Origin of the sequence: Pseudomonas sp. D3, assembly GCF_029320995.1 — a bacterium.
In the GTDB taxonomy this organism is placed as follows: Bacteria; Pseudomonadota; Gammaproteobacteria; order Pseudomonadales; family Pseudomonadaceae; genus Aquipseudomonas; species Aquipseudomonas paraveronii.
Window position 1 is genome coordinate 2,981,108 of the sequence record NZ_CP119772.1, and the last position, 25,152, is coordinate 3,006,259.

A 25,152-nucleotide genomic window follows, 5' to 3' on the forward strand; every position below is an offset into this window, starting at 1 on the left:
CGCCGATCCCTTGTGGGCGCTTTAGCGCCCCACAGTGGATTGGCGAACGGCCATGAAAAAGCCCCGTATCTCGCGATACGGGGCTTTTGTGTCAACGCGGGGTCAGAAGTTCCAGCGGGTGGTGACCATCATGTTGCGTGGGGTGCCAGGGTACGCCGAGTCATAAAAACCGATGTTGGTGTAGTAGTGCTTGTCGAACACGTTGTTGACGTTGAGGGTGGCTGACAGGTTCTGGGTGATCTGATAGCGCGCCATCACGTCCACCAACCAGTACGCGTCTTGGGTGAGGACTTCAGAGCGGCCCAGGCCGGAGTTTCTGATCGACTTCCAGCCTTCGCTCTGCCAGCGCGCGCCACCGCCGAGGGTGAGTTTGTCCAGCGGGCCGGTGAGTTTGTAGGTGGTGTAGAGGTTGATCTGGTCTTCCGGCTCCCAGGTAGAGACCTTCGTGCCGCTGTCGTCGCGGGCGACCTTGTGGGTGTAGCCAGCCTGCAGTTGCCAGCCAGTGGCGATTTCGCCGGAGATTTCCGCTTCGTAGCCCTTGGTCTTGGACTTGATGCCGTAGTAGGGCGAATCGTTGATCAGGTCGGCGCCGGGTGAGGTGTCGAGTTCTGGACGGTTCTCTTCGTGGACTTCGAAATAGGCGAGGCTGGCGTTCAGGCGGCCGTCGAAGAATTCGCCCTTGAGGCCGATCTCGTAGTTCGTGCCTTCGTCGGGTTCGAGCATCTTGTCGTTGCGGTCGCGGTAGTCGGTTTGCGGCTGGAAGATTTCGGTGTAGCTGGCGTAGGCGGTGAAGTTGTCGTTGAGGTCGTAGGTCACACCGGCATACGGCACGACTTTGCCGCTTACCTTGGATTTGCTGGTGCCGGTGACTTCATAGTTGGCCAGGCGCGCGCCGAGCAACAGGTGCATTTCGTCGGTCAGGCTGAAGCGGCTGGTGAGGTAGCTGCCGGTCTGGCGGGAAGTCTGGTCGATGGTGCGGTATTGAACCCACGCTGGCTCCGGGATGTCACCGTCCCAACTGTAGAAGTCAGCGGAGTTGGTGCCGGGCGCGAAGACGGCGTTATAGCTCTTGCCGTCCCATTTGCTGATCGACAGGGACTGGCCCACCACCAGTTCATGCTCACGGCCAAACAGTTCAAACGGTCCGGAGGTATAGGCATCCAGGCTGTCGGCGGTGGTTTCGCCGGTGTGTTTTTTCGCAAACAGCGAGCTTTGGTTGCCGGAGTCCTGGGACAGGGCGCCCAGCGGCGCGTTGTAGCCGTTGACCTGATGGTTGTATTGACCTTTGGCGACCCAGCCATTGCTGAAGGTGTGTTCCAGGGTGGCGAATGCCGTGCGGCTGTACTGCCCCCACGAACCCCATTTCGGGCCGTTGTTGAACGAACGCGGCAAGTCCAGCTCTTTACCCTCGGCATCGAAGATCATGCGGCTGCCGGTCCAACTGGAGCCTTTCGGGTCGCTGTCTTGGTAGTCGGCACCGACGGTCAGCAGGGTGTCTTCGTCCAGGTCGGCTTCGAGAATCCCGTAGAACACGCTGGTCTTGCGCGAGTAGTGGTCGAGGAACGACTGCTTGTCGTTGTACGCCGCGACCACGCGGCCACGGACGTTGCCGGTGTCGGTCAGCGGGCCGCTGACGTCGATCTGCGAGCGGTAGTTGTCCCAGGAGCCGGCCCCCAGTTCGATACTGCCCTTGAAGTCGGCCGTCGGCTTCTTGCGGATCAGGTTGATGGTACCGCCCACGCCGCCGGCGCCGGTGAGCAGGCCGGTGGCGCCCTTGAGCACCTCGATGCGGTCATAGATGGCCATGTCGGTGAGGGTCTGGCCGGCGGAGTACTGGGCGTCGCGCAGGGTCGGAATGCCATCGTACTGGAAGGTGTTGATGGAGAAGCCGCGCGAGAAGTAGTTGGTACGTTCGCTGTCATAGGTCGACACCGTGATGCCGGGGGTGTGGCGCATCACGTCGTCGATCGAGCTGAGGGCGAAGTCATCCATGGCTTGGCGCGTGACCACGGAGATCGACTGCGGGGTTTCCCGTGGCGTCAGCACCAGGCGCGTGGCGGTGGCGATGGTGCCTGGGGTATAGGAGCCGGTGCCTTCGGTCACGGTGCCCAACTGGTTGGCGGTTACCTGGGTGGCGCCGAGTTCTATGCCGGTCGAAGCCTGGAGGCTGATGCTCAGGGTGTTGCCCTGCAGGCCATAGCCGACGCCGGTGCCTTGGAGCAGGGTGGTGATGGCGCGGTCCGGGTCGAGCTTGCCTTTGACCGCATTGCTGCGCTTGCCTTCCACGTCGGTTGGGCTGTACAGCACTTGCAGATTGGCCTGCCGACCGAATGCCTGCAGGGCACTGCCCAGGGATTGGGCCGGCACGTCGATCTCGAGTTCTTGTGCCTGCACATAGCTGGCAATCGGCAGCGACACGGCCAGGGCCAGCGCGCTGGGCAGCAGGTTGAAATGCAGGGCCCGTCGCATCGATAGCGCTTTGCTCAGGGGGCTCAGACCGAGTCGTACTGACATGAATGCTTTCTCTTCTAGGTTTTTAGGTGGGCAGTTTATACGTATCTATTGAGGCTGGTTCTCATTACCACTAGTGAGACGTTCCTAATTGGAAAAACCGGAAAAGAAATTTCAAGCCGGCGCCATTTCCTCTACGACCTGGCCCGCGCGCAGGCGCACCAACTGGTCGGCGATGTCGAAATAGCGGTCGTCGTGGCTGATCACGATGATGGTTTTGCCCAGGCGTTTGAGGTCCGGCAGCAGCTCGGTGTAGAAGATGCGTCGAAAGGCCGGGTCCTGGTCGGCGGCCCATTCGTCGAACACCAGCACCGGGCGCTGTTCGAGCCAGGCGTTGACCAGCGCCAGGCGCTTGCGTTGGCCGGTGGACAGGTCGGTGGTGCTGAACACGCCATCCTTGACGCTGACCTTGTGCGCGATTTCCAGGCGTTCCAGGTACGGGGTCGCGCTGTCCAGGGACTGGGTTGCGCTGCCCTGGACGAGGTCGTCGAACAGGTAATAGTCAGCGAACACGGTGGTGAACAACTGGCGATAGTCATCGCGCAGCAGGTCGGTGACGGTTTCGCCGTTGAGGCGGATCTCCCCGACATGGGGCTGATACAGGCCCAGCAGCAACTTGATCAGGGTGGTTTTGCCACAGCCGTTTTCGCCGACGATAAACACAATATCGCCTTGCTTGATGCTCAGGTTGATCGGCCCCAGGTGGAACGGTTCGCTGCCTGCCACCGGCGGCGGGCTGTAGCTCACGCCGCGCAGTTCCAGGCTGTGGACCTGCGCATGCGGCGCTTCGCTAGCGTCCATCAACAGGTGCGGTTCCGGCGACGAGAAGCGCTCGGACAGTTCGGTGATACGCGCAAAGGCAATCCGCGCCTTGCCGATGATCGGCAGGTAACCCACCACGTGTTCCAGCGGGCCTTTCATGTACAGCAGCACCAGCACGAACCCGGTGATCACCGCCGGGTCGGGGTTCGGGTTGTAGGCCTGCATGGCCAGCGCGAGGCCGATCACCACGAAGAACAGCATCGAGCCGAAGGTCTTGGCCACGATGTAGATGTTGACTGAGCGCACCTGGATATCGCTGATGCGGTCGGCGGTTTCCTGGATGCGGTGGGTGTTCATGCGGTAGCGGCGCGGCCGATGAATGCGCAGTTCCTTGGCGCCGGAGGCAATTGCCGAGTAGTGGCGTTGCAACTCATCTTCCAGGTCGCGTGCCTCGTCGAAGCCACGGATGCCCTTGGCCCCGGCGATGAACTGGACGCTGCAGCCGATGACGATGGCGACGATCATCATCAGGAACATCGGCACCGACAGATACGCCAGGTAGCCCAGGCAGCCGAGGGTGACGGTGGTGGCGATCGCCAGCGGGGTGAAGGCGAAGGAAAAATCGCTGATGGTGTCGACGTCGTGGGTCAGCACCGGGATCAGGCGGTGGGAGCGGTAGCGCTCGATCTGCTCGATGGGCGCCGACAGCACTTTCTCGCCGAGTTCCTTGCGCAACGCGGCGATGATGCGTTGGCCCACATAGTTGGTGCCGATGTCCGACACAATCGAACTGGTCAGGGCCAGCAGGCACAGGGCGGCAAACGTCAGCACCACGCCTTGGGTCATCCCGGTGGAGGCGTGCAGCGCGTTGTTGATAGTGGCCAGCAACAAGGTGATGGCCAGGCCACCGGCCATGCCCAGCGCGACGGAAACCGTCACGAGGGTCCGAAAGGGCCTGAGTAATGCGAGCAGACCGTTGAAGGCGCCGCGCTTGGGGTCGGTCATAAATACTTCCCGGAGAGTGAATAGAGGGGCTGGGCACACAAACCCTTACCCATGACAAACGAAGCGTCGGCGCGAGTATTTAGCGCGGCGCGCCTGGCGGCAGTGGCGGCGGATAAATTGCCCGGGGCCTGGTTCGTTCTTGTGGTGTAGGCGCACGCGTAACCACGCCGTGCGCGTTCCCTTCAGCGAGAGCGAAACAATGACGAAAAAGAATCTGGTGTATGTGTGGTCCCTGCGAAATGCCGCCGCCGACAAGGCCGGGCAGGCGGTGGCCTACAAGGACCACGCGCGCTACATGAAGTCGGTGCTGGAGTTTCTGGTGGGGTCGCTGAACGACACGCCGCTGGGCGAGGCCTACAACCTGGTCGGCGTGGTGTATGACGACGACGAACAGAACCCGCGGGACCGGCAGTTGGTCGCCGATTACGGCTTTGCCTACCAACCTGGGCGCCAGTGGCTGTACCCGGCCGACCTGCAGGTGCAGGGCCAGCGGGTCAACGACCTGCTGCTGAGCGTGCCGTCCACCTACCGCCGCCTACCACGGGGCAGCGCCGAACATATCGCCGGCAAACAGGATTTCGAGCGCCGCCTGCATGACACGCTGGTGGAACTGAAGGCCGATATCGTGGTGTTGGACGGCTTGCTGGTGATCCTTGATGAATTGGTGCGTCCCGGTGCGCCGTTCGCGCGGCGGATCATGAATATCCATCCGGGCATTACCCGTCTCGAATCGCCTTACGAGCGCCGTGGCGCCTATGCCACCTGGAACGCGCTGTACGGAGCGCGTGGGCAGACTGTGGTGGACTGGGCCACCAAGGCAACCACGCCATCGGAACCGCTGTACCTCACCGGAGCGTCATTCCACTACGTGGACAACGGCATCGATTCCGGGGAAGTGTTCCACGACGTGCTCAAGACCGAGATCTCGCCGGACGACACGATCCTCGAACTGCGCTGGAACAACTTCAATAACAGTCTGTTCCCGGCGCTGCATGAAGGGCTGGCGTTGTTGGCGCAGAAGGATTGAAGCAAGCGCGGTCAAAGGTGGGAGGGGGCTGGCTCCCTCCCACATTGAAAAGGGCGGTGTTTTAGAGATCGCGCACCACGCGAAAGCCGATCCAGTCCCCACGCGTCTGCGGATAGATGTTGTTGCGGTTGCCAGAGCGTGAAAACACCGGCGCTTCACCCCAGTCGTTGCCACGAATCTGATAGACCTCGCAGCCCGGTTCGACCCAGGCACTGCCGTCTGCAGGCGCCCCTAGGTAATTCTCGTGGTAACAGTCGGCTACCCGCTCATAGACGTTGCCGTGCATGTCATACACGCCAAACGCATTTGGCGGGTAGCTGCCGGCTGGCGAGGAATAGCTATAGCCATCCGCTGGCCCATAGGTGTTGGCATGCTCGGCGATGCTGTAACCCTTGCCTTCATCGAAAGGAAACGGGAACGGTCCGCTTGAGCCGGCGCGGGCGGCGTATTCGCGCTGCGCTTCACTGACCATCTGGTAGGTCTGCCCGGTCTTCTTCGACAACCAGGCGACATACGCCTTGATGTCGTCCATGTCCATGCACACCGCTGGCTGGCGCGGGCCCTGGGGGTAGCGCGGTTTGCTGGCGATGCATTCACGGCCTGGGCGGGTGTCGCCATCGGCGATCTTGACCCCGGCCTGGCGCACGTAGCTGTCCCATTCGGCGGCGGTGATCTGGAAACGGCTCATGGCGAAGGGCTTGGCGAAGGTCACTACATGCAGCGGGCCTTCGTCGGGCTCGCGGCCGACTTCGTCGTCCGGGGTGCCCATGGTGAAGGTGCCGGCCGGCAGTACGACCAGCTCCGGGCAGTCTTTGCAGTCCTTGAACACGTTGCCCGGCTGCGGGGTGGCGGCGTGGGCCAGGCCGGGCAGCAGGGCGCCGCAGAGGACGGTAAGCGCCAGGCCGGGCAGGCGGTTGAAGCGGGATGAAATCATCGGGGCCTCTCGTTCAAAGGAAAAAATCGCCGTCACCACCGCTGGCTCAGAGGGGCATAAAAGGTCTGGCGGTCGGTCATGGACTGACGTCATGGGTGATTGGCCGGTTTGGCCGCTTGTTGGACCTGGTCCCACACCCGCAGGAAGTTGCCGCCCCACAGCTTGGCGATATCGGCTTCGGAGTAACCGCGCTGGAGCAGTTCGGCGGTGACGTTGCGGGTGTCGCCGACGTTCTCCCAGCCCTGAAGGCCGCCGCCATCGTTGAAGTCCGACGAAATGCCGACGTGATCGATGCCGATCTTGCGCACGGTGTAGTCGATGGCATCCCCCCAATCCTTGAGGGTGGCCTTGGGTTCGTCTTCGAGAATGGCGTATAGCGCCTGGGCGTATTGGCCGAACTTCTGCTCGGGCCATGCGGCGATGATCGCGTCCCCCGGCATCAGGGCCATCGCCAGGTTGGGCAACGGTGGCAAATCGAAACGGGCGCGCAGGGCGTTGAGCGTGTCCTGGGTCGCTTGGCTCAGCGGGCGCAAATACGCCGGGAAACCCACCACCTGCACCACGCCGCCGCTGCGCTTGATCAGTTGCAGCTCTTTGTCGCTGAGGTTGCGCGGGATCTCCACCGAGGCGCGTGGTGCCGAGTGGGACGCCACCAGCGGCGTGCGGCTCAGTTGCGCAACCTGCTCCAGGGCCTTGGTCGACATCTGCGACACATCGATGATCACCCCCAAGTCGTTGAGGCGGTGTACCGCTTGCTGGCCGATGTCCGACAGCCCGTCGAGGGCATCGGTGGAGTCATTGAAAAACGGCAGCGGCCGCGATGAGTCGGACCAGGCGTTATTGCCGATATAGCTGAAGCCGAACATGCGCATGCCGCGTGCCGTCCACAGGTCGAGTTGGTTCAGGTCGGTGCCCAGCGGGTAGGCGTTGAGCATGCTGATAAAGACCGCGAATTTGCCTTCGCCATGCAGGCGCCGAAAGTCATCCGGGGTGTAGGCGATGCCCACTTGGTTGGGGAAGTCACGCACCATGCCGGAGATGATTTTGTAGCGCACCTCCTGCTCGTGGCGGGCTTCCTCGACAAACCCGTCGCTGGGCTTGTGCGGCGCGTTGGGGCCATTCCAGATTTCCGGCCAGCCGAAAATCGTCAGCGCCGCCCCGGACAATCGCCCGCGCCGCGCCTTGGCCAGGTCGAACTGGCCGCTGCCATCCTGGTCGGCCTCGTTGCCGGCGGTGCCGAAATCCAGCGGTACGGTGATATGGCTGTCGAACGACAACAAGCGGTCCTGCAAGTCATTGGCCTGCTTGATCACCGCCAGCGGGTAGCCGGCAGTGCCCTTGAACCAGTGATCCCAGACCAGGAAACCGACCCCGGCGCCGATGGCCAATGCCAGCGGTAGGCCGATAAACAGCGCCTTTTTCGAACGTGGTTTTGTCATTGCCATCTCAGTCAGTTGAGGCCTTTGCTATCTGGGAGGAACGAGCGATGAGCGGGGAAATTTAGGCCGTGGCGACGGCGCGGTAAATTTCCCCCACAGGCAAACGTTCTAGCTCTGATAAAGCCGCTTCCCAAGGTAGACAATGACGATCTCTCGACGTGGGTTCATCGCAGGCCTGGCGCTGACCGGCGCCGCCGTGCCTGCGGCCCTTTATGCCCATCGCGAGTGGACGCGTGAAGCATTCCCCATCACCCCCGGCGAAGCCACGGTGGATCTGGCTGACACCGCCGGCCAACACTTGGCGAACACCCTGCGCGGGGTGTGGAGCCTGCGCTTGGAAGGCCGCGACGCCGGCCTCAAGGGCTTGCCCACGCAGGGCCTGGCGTTGCTGCTTGATGTCGCGCCGCGTGGGCGCGGCCTGCGTGGCTATCTCGACACGACCGAACACCTGCGCGCCGATGGCGAACCGCGCTACCGCATCCTGGGTGATTTGCTCACGGGCGAGGGCACCGAGCTCTATTGGCGCCTGATCGACCGTGACGCCGCAGACGGCGCGCCCGCCTACGAATTCAGCATGACCGTTGATGAAGTCTGGGGCGTGTTCGGCAATGCCGGCAGCGGCACCCTCAGCGGGCGGATCCTCGACCTCGCCCGACCCCTGGCGTTGACCGAGCCGGATAATCGCTTTGTCGCGCATAAACAGCTATTCCCCGAAGCCCGCCAGCGCATCGGCCTCAACCCGTCGCTGCTGGCCTGGTTGATTTCCCCCGAACACCGCCTGTTCCACCAACTGTGGCACGCCACCCGCGATCAATGGCACAAGCTCTCCGAGGACAAACGCGAGGCCCTGCGCGGCATCGGCTGGCAGCCCGGCCCACGCGGTAAGGAGCGCGAAGCGCGGGGCAAACTCAAGGATCGCAACGGCTCGGGCATCGACTTCTTCTTCATGCACCGCCACATGCTCGGCACCGCACGCTCGATGCAGGACTTGCCGTCGTGGCCTGCGTTCCCCGAACCGCAACCGGCGTTGGAACGTGATCGCCTGGGCTTCCTGCGTTACTTCGATAACCACGACGGTTTTGCCCTGCCGCCCACCTGGCGGGCACCGGACGACGGCGACTACACCCAATGGGTCAGCGATATCAAGGCCGCTGAGACCTACCACAGCAACTTCCAAGTATGGGAATCCCAATACCGCGACCCGCGTTACCTGGCCAAGCTGACCCTGGGCCAGCTCGGTTCCGAAATGGAACTGGGCCTGCATGACTGGCTGCACATGCGCTGGGCCTCGGTGCCTCGCGACCCCTCCAACGGCGCGCCCGTGCCCTTCGCCCGCGACCCGGCGGACTTTGCCGCGCGTTGGTATGCGCCCGAAAACGACTTTCTTGGCGATCCGTTTTCCTCCCACGTCAACCCAGTGTTCTGGCACTTCCATGGCTGGATCGACGACCGTATCGAAGACTGGTTTCGCGCCCATGAGCGCTTCCATCCGGGCGAGGTCAACCGCCTGGAGGTCAACGGCGTGGCATGGTTTGCGCCGGGGCGTTGGGTCGAGGTCGGCGACCCGTGGCTGGGCCCGGACACCCATGGCTGCAGCACCACGCCGGGTTTGCAGAGGGGGCGTTCGATGGAGATGGACCCAGAGACCATGAAGCTCGCCCTGCGTATTACGTTTGCTGCGCAAGACGAAGCGCTGCAAGGCTTGTTCAAGCGGGTGCCGAAGCGCCCGTGGTATGCGCGGCATTTGAAGGTGAAGGCGCGGGAGGTTTAGGCGTTTTTTGCTGGGGTTCAATGTTTATGATGTAAAACGGCGGCGGGGTGGTTTATCTCCTGGTCCCTGAGCGTTCGCTTGCTTATATGTTTTAGTACTAGGTGAGTAGGAAAATATCGAAATGGATTTATATAAAACTCCATATTTCTACTGTTGTTTTGTTGTATGCCTATAGGGTTAAGAAATATCTGACAGTTAAATCCCGGCTCGGGGTTTAAATCTTAAATATTCTTTGCAATAAAGATAATCTGCGTGATTTGTGGGAAATATCTCCGATGCGCAATGGAAAGTTCCCGTCCGTGATTCGGGGGGTGGTAAATTCCCGCAGTGATACTTCATTCTAGTGAGCAAGGGGATGCCGTGTGCCATGTAGCACGTTGGTGTTCCAGAGTGGGGATTTAACTTCATTAAGTTCCCGTCTTACTTTTCTCTAATGGCTGATCAGCGCTGTTGGAAAAATCACGGAATGAAGCGATGACGCTAAGCAGCTTTCAAAATGAAGTGCCAAAGGCCCGGGTTAATATCAAGCTCGACCTGCATACCGGCGGTGCGCAGAAAAAGGTTGAGTTGCCTTTGAAACTGATGGTGATGGGTGACTACAGTAACGGCAAGGAGCAGCGTCCGCTCTCCGAGCGCAGCAAGGTCGATATCAATAAAAACAACTTTGACAGCGTCCTGGGCGAGTTCTCGCCGGGTCTGAAGCTCGCGGTCAACAACACCTTGGACGACGATGCGTCCGACACCTCTGTCGAACTGAGTTTCCGGCGCATGAAGGACTTCGAGCCCGAACAGGTGGCGCGGCAGATTCCACAATTGCGTGCCTTATTGGCGATGCGCAACCTGTTGCGTGATCTCAAATCGAACCTGCTGGATAACGTGACCTTCCGCCATGAATTGGAACGCATCCTCAAGGATGATGCGCTCAGTGACGAACTGCGCGCTGAGTTGGCTGCCTTGGCGCCTGAAGAAGAACGTTAATTCATTGCGGTAGTTTAAAGGGAAGTTAAATCATGTCTTTAGAAGATTCCAGCGTGCAAACGCGCGGCGCCACAGTGTTGTCTGAAGAAGCCAGTGGTGTTTATGCTACGCTGTTTAATAAAATCAATTTAAGTCCTGTTTCTGAGTTGGCAGGTATTGATATCTTTCAGAGCTCGGACGCGCTGTCTGAAGTGTCCGTCGATGAACGGGTGACGGCGGCGGTTAGTGTGTTTTTAAACTTGCTTAAGCAAACGCCGCAAAAAATCGAGCGATTGGATAAAGTCCTGCTGGATGAACATATCGCTTCGCTGGACAGGCAGATTGGCCGTCAGCTCGATGCAGTCATGCACCATCCTGACTTCCAGCGCGTCGAGTCAACCTGGCGCGGTGTGAAATCGCTGATTGATCAGACAGATTTCCGTCAGAACGTTCGCATAGAACTATTGGATGTCAGCAAGGACCACCTGGTACAAGACTTCGAGGACGCGCCAGAAATTGCCCAGAGTGGCTTGTACCTGCATACCTACACGCAGGAGTACGACACCCCGGGTGGCGAGCCGATTGCGGCGGCTATCTCAAACTATGAATTCGATCGTAGGCCTCAGGACATCGCGCTGCTGCGCAATATTTCCAAAGTGGCCGCCGCCGCGCACATGCCGTTTGTGGGGGCCGTCGGCCCAGCCTTCTTCGGCAAAGAGACTATGGAGGAGGTGGCCGCGATCAAAGACATCGGCAACTACTTTGATCGTGCCGAATACATCAAGTGGAAGTCATTCCGTGACAGTGATGATGCGCGTTACATCGGCCTGACCATGCCACGTGTCCTGGGGCGCTTGCCCTATGGGCCCGACACCGTTCCCGTGCGCAGTTTCAATTACATCGAGACTGTCAAAGGGCCGGATCACAACAAGTACCTGTGGACCAACGCATCGTTTGCCTTTGCCGCGAACATGGTCAAGAGCTTCATCACCAACGGTTGGTGCGTGCAGATTCGTGGGCCGCAATCGGGTGGTGCGGTGACTGAACTGCCGATCCATTTGTATGACCTTGGCACCGGCAATCAGGTCAAGATCCCTTCCGAAGTGATGATTCCGGAAACCCGTGAGTTCGAGTTCGCCAACCTCGGGTTCATTCCGCTTTCGTACTACAAGAACCGCGACTATGCGTGTTTCTTCTCGGCCAACTCCGCGCAAAAGCCGGCGCTGTACGACACGGCCGATGCCACGGCGAACAGTCGAATCAACGCGCGCCTGCCTTACATTTTTCTGCTCTCACGCATTGCTCACTATCTGAAGCTGATCCAGCGCGAAAACATTGGCACCACCAAGGACCGGCGTTTGCTCGAGCTGGAACTGAACAAGTGGATCGGCGGGCTGGTCACCGAGATGACTGATCCGGGCGATGACTTGCAGGCCTCACACCCGCTGCGGGATGCGAAGGTTACGGTGGAAGACATCGAGGACAACCCCGGTTTCTTCCGCGTCAAGTTGTACGCCGTGCCGCACTTTCAGGTCGAGGGTATGGACGTGAACTTGTCGCTGGTTTCGCAGATGCCCAAGGCCAAAGCCTGATTCAGTCGTAGGGAAACGATGCCATGAATATCGATCGCCCTCTGTGGGCCGCTGGGGCGTTGCTGTCGCCGCAGCAATTCCAGCAACAGGCACGCTGGGAGGCTTGGACCAACGAACAGCTCGCGCACCTGGCCCTGGCACACCCTTGGGGTGTCCAGGCGGTGGGGTTCGACCTGGACGCATTGCGGCTGGGTAAGCTCAAAGCGACTCAACTGCGTGTGCGCATGCCTGATGGCACGTGGATCGACACTGAGCAGGTGGACCGCCTGCCTGCCGCCTTGGAGCTGGCGCAGTTGCTGGCTGACGACGATCAGGCAGTGCTATTGCACGTGGCCTTGCCCCTGGAGCAGGCCAATGGCAACAACTGCCTGTTCGAGGGCGGCCGGGCCGATCGACCGATGCGCTACTGCCAGTCTTGGCGTGAAGTACAAGATATTTACGCCGATGAGGTGCAGTCGATTGGCGTGCTGGAGCATGCACTGAGCCTACGCCTGCAGCGTGATGACAATGCGGATTACATGACGTGCCCGGTCGCACGTCTGGTGCGCGATGGGCAGGGAGCCTGGAGCCTCGACCCGGCCTATGTGCCGCCGTTGCTGAGTTTCGCCGCGCACCCGGGGCTGCTGAACCAGTTGGACAACCTGTTGACGCAGTTGTCCGCCAAGCGGCAAAGGCTCATGGGGATGCGGCGGGAAAGCAACCAGCGCATGGCCGACTTTGCCGTTGCCGACGTGTCGCTGTTCTGGCTGCTCAATGCCTTGAATACCTATCAGCCGGTATTGGCCGATCTTCTGGAGTTCCCCGCACGCCATCCCGAGCAGGTCTACCAGCAGTTGATCAAGCTGGCCGGCAGCCTGCTCACGTTTTCGCTGGAACACGATGTAGACAAGATCCCCGCATACCGGCACACGTCGTTGGAAGCAGTGTTCCCGCCGCTGATGCACACCCTGTCGCTGTTGTTGGAGGCCAGTCTACCGTCGCGGGTCGTTGCTCTGGTGCTGGAGGTGCAGGGAATTAATCGTTGGCAGGTCACGCTGAATGACCCGCGCTTGCGCGAGCGTGAGGGGGCCGATTTCTATCTGTCGGTGCGCAGCCGGTTGCCGGCGGCGCAGGTGCAGGAGCAGTTCCCGCGCCTGTGCAAGATCGGTACGCCGGATGATGTCGATTATCTGATCAACGCGGCACTCGACGGGGTGCCGTTGCAGTCCCTCAGCCATGTGCCGGCGGCGATTCCATTGCGCCTGGAAAATCAATACTTCGCGCTGGATCTCGGTCATTCCAAGGGGCAGGCGGTGTTGGACGAAGGGGTCTGCGCTTTCTACGTTCCAAGCAGCTTGGTCGACGTCAAGCTGGAACTGTTTGCGGTGCTGCGCTCATGAAACCGACGCCTTCCAACGCGCAAACCGCAGTGGCGGTGGATATTGACGCGCTGTTACAGGACACCTACCTGTTGGTGGTTGAGTTGCGCCAGGGCGCCTCGGTGCAGCCTGGTCGGGAGTTGGGCGAACTTTGTGTCGAGCAGGTTGAGCAGACTCGGCAGCGCCTTGAGCGGGCGGGCCTGAGTCCGCGCAGTATCGACCACATCAGTCATGCTCAATGCGCGCTGCTCGACGAAGCGGTGCTGACCTGCGCCGACGCCGATGCCCGTACCGATTGGGCCAGCGCACCATTGCAGGCCAAGTTTTTCAATCGCCATCAGGCCGGTGAGTTCCTGTACGAGGCCATGCGTGACGTATTGAGCGAGCCCGCGCCTGACCGGCATGTGCTGACGGTATTTCAGCGCGTATTGATGTTGGGTTTTCGCGGGCGCTATCGTGATTTGAGCGACCCCGAACGCGAGCAATTACGGGTGGCTCTCGACGCACAGGTGGCGCCGTTCAAGGTCAGTCAACACGCGCCGACGCAGGTAGGCGGTGGCGAACTGAGCGCGGGTTTTGGTTGGCTGCGTTCACCTTTGATTCATCTGCTGACAGTGGCCCTGTTGCTCGTTGCGACGTGGTGGGGATTGGATCATCTGTTGAGCGATGCGATTGCCTCGCTCTTGCCGGATCAGGGGTGAGTGCCAGATGACCTTCAATCTGCATCGCATCCTATACCTGTGGGCGGGTGTCCTCGTGCTCGCGTTGCTGCTCATCATTCCGCTCGCGCTGTGGGCGCGTGTACTCGGCGTGTTGATCGCGGTGTGCTGTGTGGCGTGGGCCTGGGTATCACTGCGCCTGCGCGCCGAACGGCAGCATGGGTCGCTGAGGTTGGCCGAGGGCAGGGGGCTACCCGCCGCTGGGTTTCGTCACCCGGTGGTGCTGGTCTGCGGTGATGGCCTGGATGGGCTGTTCGGCAGGGTTGCCGCCGAGCGGTTGGCCCTGCGTGTGACTGAGCAAGGGTGCTACGTGCGCGTACCGAGCCTGGAGCAACTGCGGGTTGTCACTGATCAGGTTCTGGCCGTGCGTCCGGGCTGGGCCGGGCAACTGGGCGTGATGTTCAGCGTCAGTCCCGGCGCGCACAGTGATGGGGCCGTACTCGCCGGTCAGGTGCGCGCCTTCAGTCATCAGATGGCCTTGGCCCGCAAGCGCGGTGTTGCGCTGCCGCTGTTGCTGGTGAGCTACCTGCAAACCTTGCAGGACGAGGCGCCTTGGTTCTGTTGGGGCATCGGGCAGGCCGAGGTCCGTGTGTGTGAGGCGGGTGCTTGCGTCAGCCTGGATGACTGGCAACAGCAACCCGCTGACTCGCCCAGGCAGGCTGCCCGGATGCACGCAAGTGTTCAGTTGAACAGCACTGTGGCCTGGCTTCACGAAGCGGTATTGCCGCACCTTGTCACTCGCAACGCTTCGAGCCTGGCGGCGACCTGCGCAGTCACGTGTGTGTCGGCATTGCCGCATGCCGTGAAGGGGAACCTGTGGCGGCAATGGCTACGCAGCAAAGTGGCGCTGGCGGATCACAGAGAGACCGTGACGGATGCGGTGTTGCCGTTCCCGGACCCTTTGCTCAACCTGCTGCCGCTCGGCCCGCTGCGTTCCCCGGTGCAACGTGCAAGCGTTGTTGCGCTGTGGTTGTTCGCCGTGGCGGGTGTTGTCGCGCTCGCCAGTTCGGCGTGGCAGAACGCCCTGTTGCTACGCCAAGTCAGCGATGACTTGCGACGTTATTCGGCTATCCCGCAACCGACCCAGCGTAACCAGCGCGAGTTTCTTTGGCGTGAAAATGCCCTGACCGTGCTGCGCCAGGACGCCCAGCGTCTGGACGCGTACTACCGGCACGGTGCGCCCCTGGCATTCGGCTTGGGCCTGTATCGCGGCGAACGCATGCGCGCCGTGCTGCAGGCGGTGCTGGCCGCTCACGTTGAACCGCCACCGGCCACATCACCGGCGCGGGCTGCCCGCCCGGTGCGGTTGGACAGCCTGTCGCTGTTCGCCAGCGGCAGTGCCCTGCTTAAGCCGGATTCGGCCAAGACCCTGATCAATGCGCTGGTCGATATCAAGGCCCAGCCCGGCTGGCTGATCGTCATTTCGGGGCATACCGATGCCACTGGCGACCCCGAAAACAACCTTCGACTGTCCCGCGCCCGCGCCGCTGCCGTGCATGACTGGATGCAGCGCTTGGGCGGCATTCCCGACAGCTGCTTTGCCGTGCAGGGCTTTGGCGCCAGCCAGCCGATTGCTGGCAACGACACCGAGGCGGGGCGTGCAGCCAACCGCCGCGTTGATATCCGTCTGGTGCCTGAGGCGGGGGCCTGCGTGCTTCCCGTCGCACACCCGGACAGGCAACCCCCGGTCGCATTCCGCGACATTTAAATCTACGAGAAAAAGGAGCTTCACATGGCAATTCCCGTTTACCTCTGGCTGCAAGACGACGGCGGCGCAACTATCAAGGGTTCGGTGAACGTGCAACAACGCGAGGGCAGCATCGAGGTGGTTGCCCAGGATCACAGTCTGTACATCCCCACCGACAATAACACCGGGAAATTGACCGGTACGCGGGTTCACACACCGTTTCTGTTTTCCAAGGAAATCGATGCGTCCAGCCCCTATCTCTACAAGGCGGTCACCACCGGGCAAACGCTCAAGAGTGCTGAGTTCAAGTGGTACCGCATCGACGATGCGGGGCAGGAGGTCGAGTACTTCATCACCAAACTCGAAGACGTCAAAGTCGTGAAAGTCGCGCCGAAAATGCACGACGTCAAAGACCCGAGCAAAGAGAAGCACAACCACCTCGAGCAGGTGGAGTTGCGTTACGAGAAGGTCACCTGGACCTACAAGGACGGCAACATCATCCACTCCGATTCATGGAATGAACGCCAAAGCGCTTGATACGTATGGAGCAGCAGGTGGGCCTTTGCCTGCTGGCTCCCGGTGTGCTGGGTTGAGCGTCCGTTCGCGGGCGTTCAGCCAAACACATCGAGTTTCAAACCCGTAGCTGGCGTTAACGATGACACACCACCATCACCGAACAAGGATGTAACCGTATGGCCCAACATTCCACGCGCTTGCTTCGCCGTCTCAACCCTTATTGCACCCAGGCGTTGAGTGCAGCGGCTACGTTGTGCCAAAGCCGTGCCCACGCGCAGGTCACCATCGAACACTGGCTGCTCAAGTTGCTGGAGCAAGGCGAGGGCGACCTGACCCTTATCGGCCGTCGCTACGAATGGGATATGGATGCACTCTGGCGCGGCCTGATCGACCACCTGGACACCCTGCCGCGCAGCGTGCAAAACAAGCCACAGCTGTGCGGCAAGCTGCAACAACTGATCAAGAATGCTTGGCTGCTGGCATCCCTGGATGGCAATAACGAGATCCTGCGCTCGGCGCATTTGCTCGGTGCGCTGCTGGAAACTCCGAGCCTGCTGGTGTGCGACGCCACTTGGCCGCTGCTTAGTATCAGCGATGCCCAGTTACAGCGGTTATTGGTGTTGCTCGACCAGCGCTCCGAAGAACGTGCGCAAGCGCAGCAAGAAGCGGCACGGGACCACACTGAGCTGCCCGCTTTATCCGGCACCGATGAACCGGATGCCCTGAAAGTCATCTTGGACAAATTCACCCACGACGTTACTGCCAAGGCGCGGGCGGGGCAGATCGACCCGGTGTTTGGTCGTGACGATGAGATCCGTCAGGTGATCGATATTCTCAGCCGTCGGCGCAAGAACAACCCGATCCTGGTGGGGGAGCCCGGCGTCGGCAAAACCGCTTTGGTTGAAGGTCTCGCGTTACGCATCGTAGAGGGCAATGTCCCCGACAGCCTCAAGCAGGTCGCCTTACGCACCCTTGACCTGGGTTTGTTGCAAGCGGGCGCCGGGGTCAAAGGCGAATTCGAACAACGCCTGAAAAACGTCATCGAGGCCGTGCAACTGTCGCCGCATCCGGTGCTGCTGTTTATCGATGAAGCCCACACACTGATTGGCGCTGGTAACCAGGCGGGTGGTGCGGACGCCGCCAACTTGCTCAAGCCGGCCCTGGCGCGTGGCGAGTTACGCACGGTCGCCGCTACGACTTGGGGTGAATACAAACAGTATTTTGAACGCGATGCCGCTTTGGAACGACGCTTCCAGATGGTCAAGGTCGACGAGCCGGACGACGCCAACGCCTGCCTGATGCTGCGCGGCCTCAAGGCGCGCTACGCCAGCCATCACGGCGTGCACATCCAGGACGCGGCGGTACAAGCAGCGGTGACGCTTTCACGGCGCTACCTGACCGGCCGCGAACTCCCCGACAAAGCCATCGACCTGCTCGACACCGCCAGTGCACGGGCACGCATGAGCTTGGACTGCGAGCCGCAAGCGCTGGTGCGCCTTAAGGCCCAGCAGACGGCCCTCGAGCTGGAACGCCAGGCCCTGGAAGAAGACCAGCAACTGAGCGGCAGCCCCGCCAGCGAGCGCCTGGCGATCATCGACGCGCAGCACGCCGAGTTGCACCGCCAGCTAGTCGGGCTTGAGGCGCAATACCGCAACGAACTCGAGCTTACCCAGCAATTGCGCGATGCCCGTCAGGCAGAACCAGCACAAAGGACCGTCTGCCTGCAATTGCAACAACAACTGAGCAACGCCCAGGGCAACCAGCCACTGCTGTCCCTCGACGTCGATGCGCGCAGTGTGGCCGAAGTCATCGCTGACTGGACCGGCGTACCGCTGGGCAGCTTACTCAAGGACGAACAAGCCAACCTGCTTGAGCTGGAATACCAACTGGGTGAGCAAGTGATCGGCCAGGACCCTGCGCTCAGCGCTTTGGCCCAACGCCTACGCGCAGCTAGGACCGGCCTGACAGATGAAAAAGCCCCGCTGGGCGTATTTTTGCTGGTCGGCACTAGCGGCGTCGGCAAAACCGAAACGGCGCTGGCCCTGGCCGACACGCTGTTCGGCGGCGAAAAATCGCTGATCACCATTAACCTCTCGGAATATCAGGAAGCCCATACCGTCAGCCAGCTCAAAGGCTCACCTCCCGGCTACGTCGGTTACGGTCAGGGCGGCGTGCTCACCGAAGCCGTGCGTCAACGCCCCTACAGCGTGGTGCTGCTCGATGAAGTCGAGAAGGCGCACCGCGACGTTCTCAATATTTTTTACCAGGTCTTTGATCGGGGCTGTATGCGCGATGGCGAGGGTCGGGAAATCGACTTTCGCAACACCGTCATCCTCATGACTTCCAACCTTGGCAGCGATGAACTTCAAACTTGCCTGCAAGAGTTCCCCGACGCATCCGACAGCACCTTGCACGCGTTGCTGCGCCCGATCCTGCGCGAACACTTCCAGCCAGCCTTATTGGCTCGTTTCCAAACCCTGATTTACCGCCCGCTTCAAGCCGACGCCCTCCAACGTATCGTCGCCATAAAACTCGCCCACGTTGCCAAGCGCTTGCAGCGTCATTACGGATTGGATTGTCAGGTCGACACTGCCCTCAACGAGGCGCTGGTTGCGGCGTGCCTGCTGCCCGACACAGGCGCGCGCAACATCGACAGCCTGCTCCACCAGCAGATTCTGCCGGTCCTCAGTCAGCAGTTGCTGCAACGCCAAGCCGCCCGGCAGAAAACTTTTGGCGTGACCTTGGGCTACAGCACTGAAGAAGGGATTGTCCTGCATTTTATCGACGCCCAAGACGCTGTTTCGCCCGCTGCGATGGAGGCCTGAACATGCTCAACCAACTGCGCAGCTTCTACGACCACAGCCGGCACACACTCAGCGTGCGCGACGTTGATGCACTGCTTGACGTCCTGGCCTTTGAGGGCAAAGAGGGCTTGAGCCAACCCTTCACCTATCGCATAGAGTTCACCAGCACCGAACGTGACCTAGGCGCCGAAACCCTGCTCGGCCAGGCCGCCCGTTTCAGCCTGCACGCCCCACCGCAAAAACCACCGGCCTTGGGCTTCAGCGCGCCCGAGATCAAACCGCTGCGTACCCTGCACGGCGTAGTCACCGGTTTCAAACGCCTGTCCGGCTCCGCTGATGAAGCCCGCTACGAAATCACCCTGCAACCGCACCTGGCTCTACTCGGCCAAGGCCGACAATTTCGCATCTACCAGCATCAATCGGTACCGCAGATCGTCGAAAGCATCCTGCGCAGCCGCCACGATTTTGAAGGCCAGGACTTCCTTTTCAGCCTGGTGCGTGAATACCCCAAACGCGAACAGGTTATGCAGTATGGCGAGAGCGATCTGGCCTTCATCTCGCGCCTGCTGGCCGACGTCGGCATCTGGTACCGCTTCACCAGCGACGAACGCCTGAATATCGACGTGGTGGAATTTCACGATGACCAGCGTCACTACCAGTTTGACGTGGCGTTGGCCTACCGCCCGCAATCCGGGCTCAGCAGCAGTGGGCAGGACGGCGTGTGGGCCCTGCAATCGAGCCACCACGTGGTGGAACAGCACGTCAATATCCGCACCTACCATCACCGCGTGGCCAACGCTCACCTGAACGGTGACATCGACCAAACTCGCGGCGCCAACGGCACCTATGGCGAGGCTTATCACTACGCCGAACCCTACACCGTCATGGGCGATCGCTACGCCCATGACGAAGACCTGCAAAGCGAAAGCGGCTACTTCTACGCCCGGCTGCGTCACGAGCGTTACCTCAACGGCCAAACGCGACTCAGCGGCGTCAGCAGCAGCGCAACCCTTGCTCCTGGGCAGGTACTTAAAATATCCGGCGGCGCGCCACAGGCTTTCGCCCCTGGTGCGGTGATCACCCAACTGATCAGCCGCGCCGCTCGCGACGCCAGTTACGAAGTGACGTTTGAGGCCATTCCCTACTCGGAAACGGTGTGCTTTCGCCCGGAGTTACAAGACAAACCGCAAATCGCCGGCACCGTCCCGGCCCGCGTCACCAGCCCGCAGGCGCATGACCCCTACGGGCACATCGACATCGAAGGGCGCTACAAGGTCAATTTCCTGTTCGACCGCGACGCCTGGAAACCCGGTGAAGAAAGCCTCTGGCTACGCCTGGCCCGACCCTACGCCGGGGATACCCACGGCCTGCACCTGCCGTTGATTCCCGGCACCGAAGTCGCCATCGCCTTTGAACAGGGCGACCCGGACCGGCCTTACATCGCGCACGCGTTGCACGACAGCCAACACGTTGATCATGTGACTTTGCGCAATTACAAACGCAACGTGCTGCGTACTCCGGCGAATAACAAGCTGCGCATGGATGACACGCGGGGGCAGGAGCATATCAAGGTCAGTACTGAGCACAGTGGTAAGAGCCAGCTCAACCTAGGGCATCTGGTGGATGCCAAGCGTAAAAAACGTGGCGAAGGATTTGAGCTGCGTACAGATGCTTGGGGAAGCATTCGCGCAGGCAAAGGGTTGTTCATCAGTACGGATACACAGGCCAAGGCCTCTGGTGATGTGCTCACCATGGCGCCCGCCACCGATCTGGTCGCGGGAGCCAAACAACAAATCGCGGATTGGCAGGCAATCGCCCAGTCTCACCACAGCCGCAAGCCAGCCATCGATGGGCTGCAACAGTTCCAGGACAACGCCAAAGACCTGAACGCCTCGGCCATCCTACTCAGTGCGCCCAAGGGCATTGGCGCCGTAACCCCAGAATGCTTGCTGCTCAAAAGCGGCAACGCGATGTACGTGCAAAGCAACGACGAGATCAACCTGGCCGCCGCTCAACGGCTGTCTGTCCACGCGAATCAGGCCATTTCCCTGCTTGCCCAGCAGGAAGGCATGCGCCTGGTGTCCGGCAAGGGGCCGCTGGAAATCGAATCTCACGGCGACGTGATGAAGCTGATTGCCCAGCAAGACATCACCCTGCAGACCGTACAGGGGCATCTGCAACTGACGGCGAAGAATGGCATCACCCTGGGGTGTGGAGGCGGCTATATCCGCATTACGCCCCAAGGCGAGATCCAGATTCATGGTCCGGGGTTGATCAGCATTAAGGGCAAGCATCGGCTGAATCCAGGAACCAGTGAGGAATTCCCGTTACCTCAATTGCCCAGCTCGGTGTGCAAGGAGTGCCTGAAAAAGGCGCAGGCCGCGGCCCAGGGCTTCGTACCCAGGGGCGCACAAGCATGAGCGCTGTTCCTCGCAATACCTGGATAGAACTGCTGGAAGTTTCCTGCTCACAAGTCTCCGTTACGTGCCTGGATATCATCATTGATCAGGCCGGCAGCGACTCCCCATTACTGCCCAGTGTTCTCAGCGTCGAGCCCGCACTGCCTTGGTATTCACTATTCACCGGGTTGCCGGAGGCGGGTGCCGACGAATTGGCACCGTTGCTGGTCCGTGTCGATTTGGCGCAGCCCCTGCAACGCCAGTGGCTGGTTGGCCTCGTGCAAGCGCTGAATGGCCGCTCGCAATTGTTGGTGCTGGGGTCGCTCTGGCCCTTCCAGGCTTTGGCTGAGCACCTCGGTCGGTGCCTGGAAGTGCGCAACGGCGGGTACCTGGGGTTGTTGCGTTATTACGACCCGCGGCTGTTCCCGTTGCTGTTTAGCCATGTGCTTGAACCCCAGCAACAGCAACCGTTGTTACGCCCCGCGGTTTTCTGGAGCTGGCTGGATCGCGACGGCTCTCCCAAACGGCTTGCGGGTACGGCCGATACGCCCGAGTTGCCGGAGGATTTTACCCCTATCGAACTGAGCGACAGCCAACTGGAAACGCTTAGCTGCGCAAGTGATGCCACGGTGGCGATGGTGAGTCTTGCCGATGCGTTGCCATCCGCGTGGCGTGCCGAACAGCGCTTTCAGGCGTGCTACGCGGCAATGCTCGATGCCACCCAGGCCGGGTTGTTACTCAATTCCCAGCGTGAAGCCCACACCCTCGACAGGTTACGTAACGCCTGCGCGACCCAGACCAGCGAAGACAGGAAATGAACGTTATGCCCAGACCCACGGACGGCAGGTATCGCCTCGCCCTGCTCGGAGCCCTTGTTGGCGCATTGCTCGCGCAAAGCGCCCTGGCCAGCACCCTTGAAGCCATTAACCACACCCACTGGGCGATCAACCGCTTTAGTGTCGACGGTCGATCGGGTATCGACATCATCGGTCCGTATCAGGGGGGCGGGGGAGGTTGCTGTTACGTCGCTCCGTCGCGCTGGCAGCTGGGAATGACCGTCCGCGTTGATTGGGAAACAGGAGCTGGTAGTTCAAAGGGATATCCCGGAACTGGAGATTGGGATAAGTATTTAGCATGGATTGAAAAGATAGATGCGCAAAAACGTCGACATACGAAGTTAGTGCCGGTCCCCGACTATACCGGCCAAAAAGTTTGTGGCCTAACCGTGCATTTCCTGCCCTGCGATGCCCTCCAGGTCACCACCTCCTGTTATGCCTACGGCAGCCCTGAATACCCGATCAAGACCCCGCTGCACTTGCCGGAGCCCAAGTCATGTCCGAAGTGAAACATGCCAGTGTCTGGCTCCCACCGGCGTTTCCTGTGGAGGGGCGCTTGCCTCGACGCGTTGAACAGGTCCAACAAAATATCCTGCGCCAGTGCGAGCAGGAGCGGGGCTACCAGGATGCCCTGTGCCTGGCGGCCGGTTATCGGGTCACGCCACCGTGCTGCAAGACGTTGCACATCAGCCTGTTCTTCGATGGTACCGGTAATAATCTGAATGATGACCTGTACATAGCCAATAAGCCGCACCCGACCAATATCGCCCGGCTGTTTCGCGCCACCGTCGGGGATGGGTATGCCGGTGGCACCGGGCACAGTGACAAGGCCAAGCGTTTGACCGATGCGACGGGCACCGGCAATGGCCAGTACTTCAAGTACTACATGCCCGGCGTCGGCACGCCGTTTGCGGAGGTGGGCGACCTGGATTTCACCGCTGTCGGGCTGGCGGGCGCCTGGTTCGGCGAAGAGCGGATCAACTGGGGACTGCTGATGCTTATCGATGCCCTGCGGCGCACGCTAGGTTTGCCTCGACAGGACAACGCGGGCCTGAAGGCGGCGGTCGGCGCCATGGGCACGTTGCCAGGGCTGGAATTTATCAAGGGCCAAGCCAACCGTGCCGCAGTGTTCAGCAAGCAGCTCAAGGCGATTGAAAAGCCGCTGCGCCTGGCGCTGGCACAGCCAAACCCCGGCTCGTCGAAACTGTTGGGCATCAAGTTGTATGTTTTTGGCTTTTCCCGTGGCGCGTCGGCGGCGCGGGCCTTTGTCAGTTGGTTGAATGAGCTGATGCGTTACCGACCGTTCCTTAAACTGGACGATCTGGAAGTCCCGCTGAGTGTGGAGTACCTGGGGTTACTGGACACCGTGGCCTCGGTGGGCATTGCCGATATTATGCCAGGAGCAGATGGGCATATGGCCTGGGCCGATGGTAATCAGGAACTTCCCGGTGGTGGGCTGGTCAAGCGTTGCCTGCATCTTGCGGCGGGTTTTGAGCAGCGTCTGTGTTTTCCGCTGGAGTCGATTCGCCGCGGGAGTGGCAGTTATCCGGTGAACAGTGTGGAAGTGATCTATCCGGGGGTGCACTCGGATTTGGGCGGAGGGTATCCGCCTGGGGATCAGGGGAAGGCTTTCAGCGAAGATGCCCGGGTAGGGGACGCACTTCTGCTCTCGCAGATTGCTCTGAATGATTTATATGCCGACGCCTACGCTTATGGCGCGCCCCTAAAGGTGCCGGAGGAGGTTATACCTGTTGGGTTGCGCAGTGAGTACTGGCGGGCGATGGAGCCTGAGTTGGTACGCGAGTTTATTGCTGCGCCAAGCTTGGTCAACCGCTTCAACGCCTGGCGCCAGATGACCCTGGGCCTGCCCCATGTTTCCCACCCTCTGCCCATCGAACAAATTGAACGCTACCAGCCCCTCGCGACCACCACCACGCTAGAACAGGCCGCACGCACCCAGTTGGGCTGGATCACTGCCTGGCGCATCGACCGCTATGCCTTCGCCAGCCTGAAGCAGAAATCGTTCTACCTTGAGGCTAGCGATACCGAAGCCGATCCGGCAGTACGTAAAAAAGCGGAGTCGGATCGCAACGAGAAACAGGCAACGATTAAATCAAAGCGCAAGGTGCAACTCGCCCTTGAGCGAAGTGGCCAAGCGCAGCCAAAAACACCGGAGCCTGGCGTTAAGGATTTCGACGCGGACATGGGGCAAACCCAACTGCGCGAAGCCGCCGAGGAGTTTGGTGCCGCCTACCGCGACCCCGATCACCTGGCCTCCAACCTGAGTCGAGTATTACCGGCTAACGCTCCGCCCGTGGCGGTGTTGCGCATCATCACCGCTGACGCACGCGTCGAGTGCCGACAGATGAAAGCGGCGGGGCGGGCCAGGGTAAGTCAGCTGTTTCCGCCGCCAGCCGGTCAGCACAATCATCCAAACGAAAATACCCGGGGTCCGGTAGACGAAACCAGCAACGCCTCGCAGCCTGCGGGGCTGTTGCGAGCGCTGCTGGATGATCAGGTTCACGATTCCCGCGCCTGGTTTCTTTATTCAATGGGGCGCGAGTGGATGGGCAGCTATTTCCGTGAGCGCATGGTGTTTTTCGGCGAAGCCAGCAGAAGAGAGCTTGCGCTTAATCCTGAAGTGAAAGCGACGATGCTCGCCGGGCTCACGCCTTTGCCAAGCTCGGGACTTTCCGTTGCCGCTCAATTCCCCGTCATGGATGCACAACGTATGGCCGAGGCTCAGCAAGCCATCGAGGCGCACTGGGACGCCTATTACGCCAAGGTCAGCGAGGTGAGCAATGCGCCAGCCTGACCCCGTCTTTCGATGCTCTG

17 protein-coding genes are annotated in these 25,152 nt (G+C 60.8%); 13 read left to right on the forward strand and 4 right to left on the reverse strand.

Features of this window, described 5'->3' with window-relative positions; all coding sequences use genetic code 11:
- Positions 1-102: 102 nt before the first annotated feature.
- Positions 103-2,469 carry a TonB-dependent siderophore receptor gene (locus P3S72_RS13720; protein WP_276197934.1) on the reverse strand — a complete coding sequence of 789 codons (2,367 nt, stop codon included), beginning with the start codon at positions 2,467-2,469 and terminating at the stop codon, positions 103-105.
- A gap of 156 nt (positions 2,470-2,625) precedes the next feature.
- Positions 2,626-4,278 carry a cyclic peptide export ABC transporter gene (locus P3S72_RS13725; RefSeq protein ID WP_276197740.1) on the reverse strand — a complete coding sequence of 551 codons (1,653 nt, stop codon included), beginning with the start codon at positions 4,276-4,278 and terminating at the stop codon, positions 2,626-2,628.
- Positions 4,279-4,477: 199 nt separating this feature from the next.
- Between P3S72_RS13725 and P3S72_RS13730 the strand changes: the two genes are divergently transcribed.
- The gene (locus P3S72_RS13730; RefSeq protein ID WP_276197741.1) at positions 4,478-5,305 is read left to right on the forward strand and encodes a N(5)-hydroxyornithine transformylase PvdF; all 828 of its coding nucleotides are present in this window, start codon (positions 4,478-4,480) and stop codon (positions 5,303-5,305) included.
- A gap of 61 nt (positions 5,306-5,366) precedes the next feature.
- On the opposite strand, the gene P3S72_RS13735 is transcribed toward P3S72_RS13730, so the two are convergent.
- Together P3S72_RS13735 and pvdM are read right to left on the reverse strand one after the other, a co-directional pair.
- Complete coding sequence (locus tag P3S72_RS13735; protein WP_276197742.1) at positions 5,367-6,239, reverse strand: formylglycine-generating enzyme family protein; 873 nt, start codon at positions 6,237-6,239, stop codon at positions 5,367-5,369.
- 89 nt (positions 6,240-6,328) lie between these two features.
- Complete coding sequence (gene pvdM / locus P3S72_RS13740) at positions 6,329-7,678, reverse strand: pyoverdine-tailoring dipeptidase-like protein PvdM (protein ID WP_276197743.1); 1,350 nt, start codon at positions 7,676-7,678, stop codon at positions 6,329-6,331.
- A 142-nt stretch (positions 7,679-7,820) separates the two neighbouring features.
- Here pvdM and P3S72_RS13745 point away from each other — a divergent pair, with 142 nt between their 5' ends.
- The 12 genes from P3S72_RS13745 to P3S72_RS13800 all read left to right on the forward strand — a co-directional run bounded on the left by P3S72_RS13745 (position 7,821) and on the right by P3S72_RS13800 (position 25,132).
- Positions 7,821-9,449 (forward strand): twin-arginine translocation signal domain-containing protein, encoded by a 1,629-nt coding sequence (locus tag P3S72_RS13745; protein ID WP_276197744.1) that lies wholly within the window; start codon positions 7,821-7,823, stop codon positions 9,447-9,449.
- 474 nt (positions 9,450-9,923) lie between these two features.
- Entirely contained in the window at positions 9,924-10,427 is a 504-nt protein-coding gene (tssB, locus tag P3S72_RS13750; RefSeq protein ID WP_276197745.1) for a type VI secretion system contractile sheath small subunit, read from the forward strand.
- Between the two features lie 32 nt (positions 10,428-10,459).
- On the forward strand, positions 10,460-11,998 hold the full coding sequence (gene tssC, locus P3S72_RS13755; RefSeq protein ID WP_276197746.1) for a type VI secretion system contractile sheath large subunit: 1,539 nt from the start codon (positions 10,460-10,462) through the stop codon (positions 11,996-11,998).
- A gap of 23 nt (positions 11,999-12,021) precedes the next feature.
- Positions 12,022-13,377 carry a type VI secretion system baseplate subunit TssK gene (gene tssK, locus P3S72_RS13760; protein WP_276197747.1) on the forward strand — a complete coding sequence of 452 codons (1,356 nt, stop codon included), beginning with the start codon at positions 12,022-12,024 and terminating at the stop codon, positions 13,375-13,377.
- Complete coding sequence (gene tssL / locus P3S72_RS13765) at positions 13,374-14,057, forward strand: type VI secretion system protein TssL, short form (RefSeq protein ID WP_276197748.1); 684 nt, start codon at positions 13,374-13,376, stop codon at positions 14,055-14,057. The genes tssK and tssL overlap by 4 nt, the downstream gene beginning before the upstream one ends.
- 7 nt (positions 14,058-14,064) lie before the next feature.
- On the forward strand, positions 14,065-15,783 hold the full coding sequence (locus P3S72_RS13770; protein ID WP_276197749.1) for an OmpA family protein: 1,719 nt from the start codon (positions 14,065-14,067) through the stop codon (positions 15,781-15,783).
- Positions 15,784-15,807: 24 nt separating this feature from the next.
- Positions 15,808-16,299, forward strand: coding sequence for an Hcp family type VI secretion system effector (locus P3S72_RS13775; protein WP_276197750.1), 492 nt, complete (start codon positions 15,808-15,810; stop codon positions 16,297-16,299).
- A gap of 155 nt (positions 16,300-16,454) precedes the next feature.
- Positions 16,455-19,103, forward strand: coding sequence for a type VI secretion system ATPase TssH (gene tssH / locus P3S72_RS13780; RefSeq protein ID WP_276197751.1), 2,649 nt, complete (start codon positions 16,455-16,457; stop codon positions 19,101-19,103).
- 2 nt (positions 19,104-19,105) lie between these two features.
- A complete protein-coding gene (vgrG, locus tag P3S72_RS13785; RefSeq protein WP_276197752.1) occupies positions 19,106-21,502 on the forward strand; it encodes a type VI secretion system Vgr family protein in 2,397 nt (798 codons plus the stop codon).
- Entirely contained in the window at positions 21,499-22,299 is an 801-nt protein-coding gene (locus P3S72_RS13790; protein ID WP_276197753.1) for a DUF4123 domain-containing protein, read from the forward strand. The genes vgrG and P3S72_RS13790 overlap by 4 nt, the downstream gene beginning before the upstream one ends.
- The gene (locus P3S72_RS13795) at positions 22,296-22,826 is read left to right on the forward strand and encodes a DUF3304 domain-containing protein (RefSeq protein WP_276197754.1); all 531 of its coding nucleotides are present in this window, start codon (positions 22,296-22,298) and stop codon (positions 22,824-22,826) included. The genes P3S72_RS13790 and P3S72_RS13795 overlap by 4 nt, the downstream gene beginning before the upstream one ends.
- Before the next feature lie 170 nt (positions 22,827-22,996).
- Complete coding sequence (locus tag P3S72_RS13800; RefSeq protein ID WP_276197755.1) at positions 22,997-25,132, forward strand: DUF2235 domain-containing protein; 2,136 nt, start codon at positions 22,997-22,999, stop codon at positions 25,130-25,132.
- Positions 25,133-25,152: the final 20 nt, after the last annotated feature.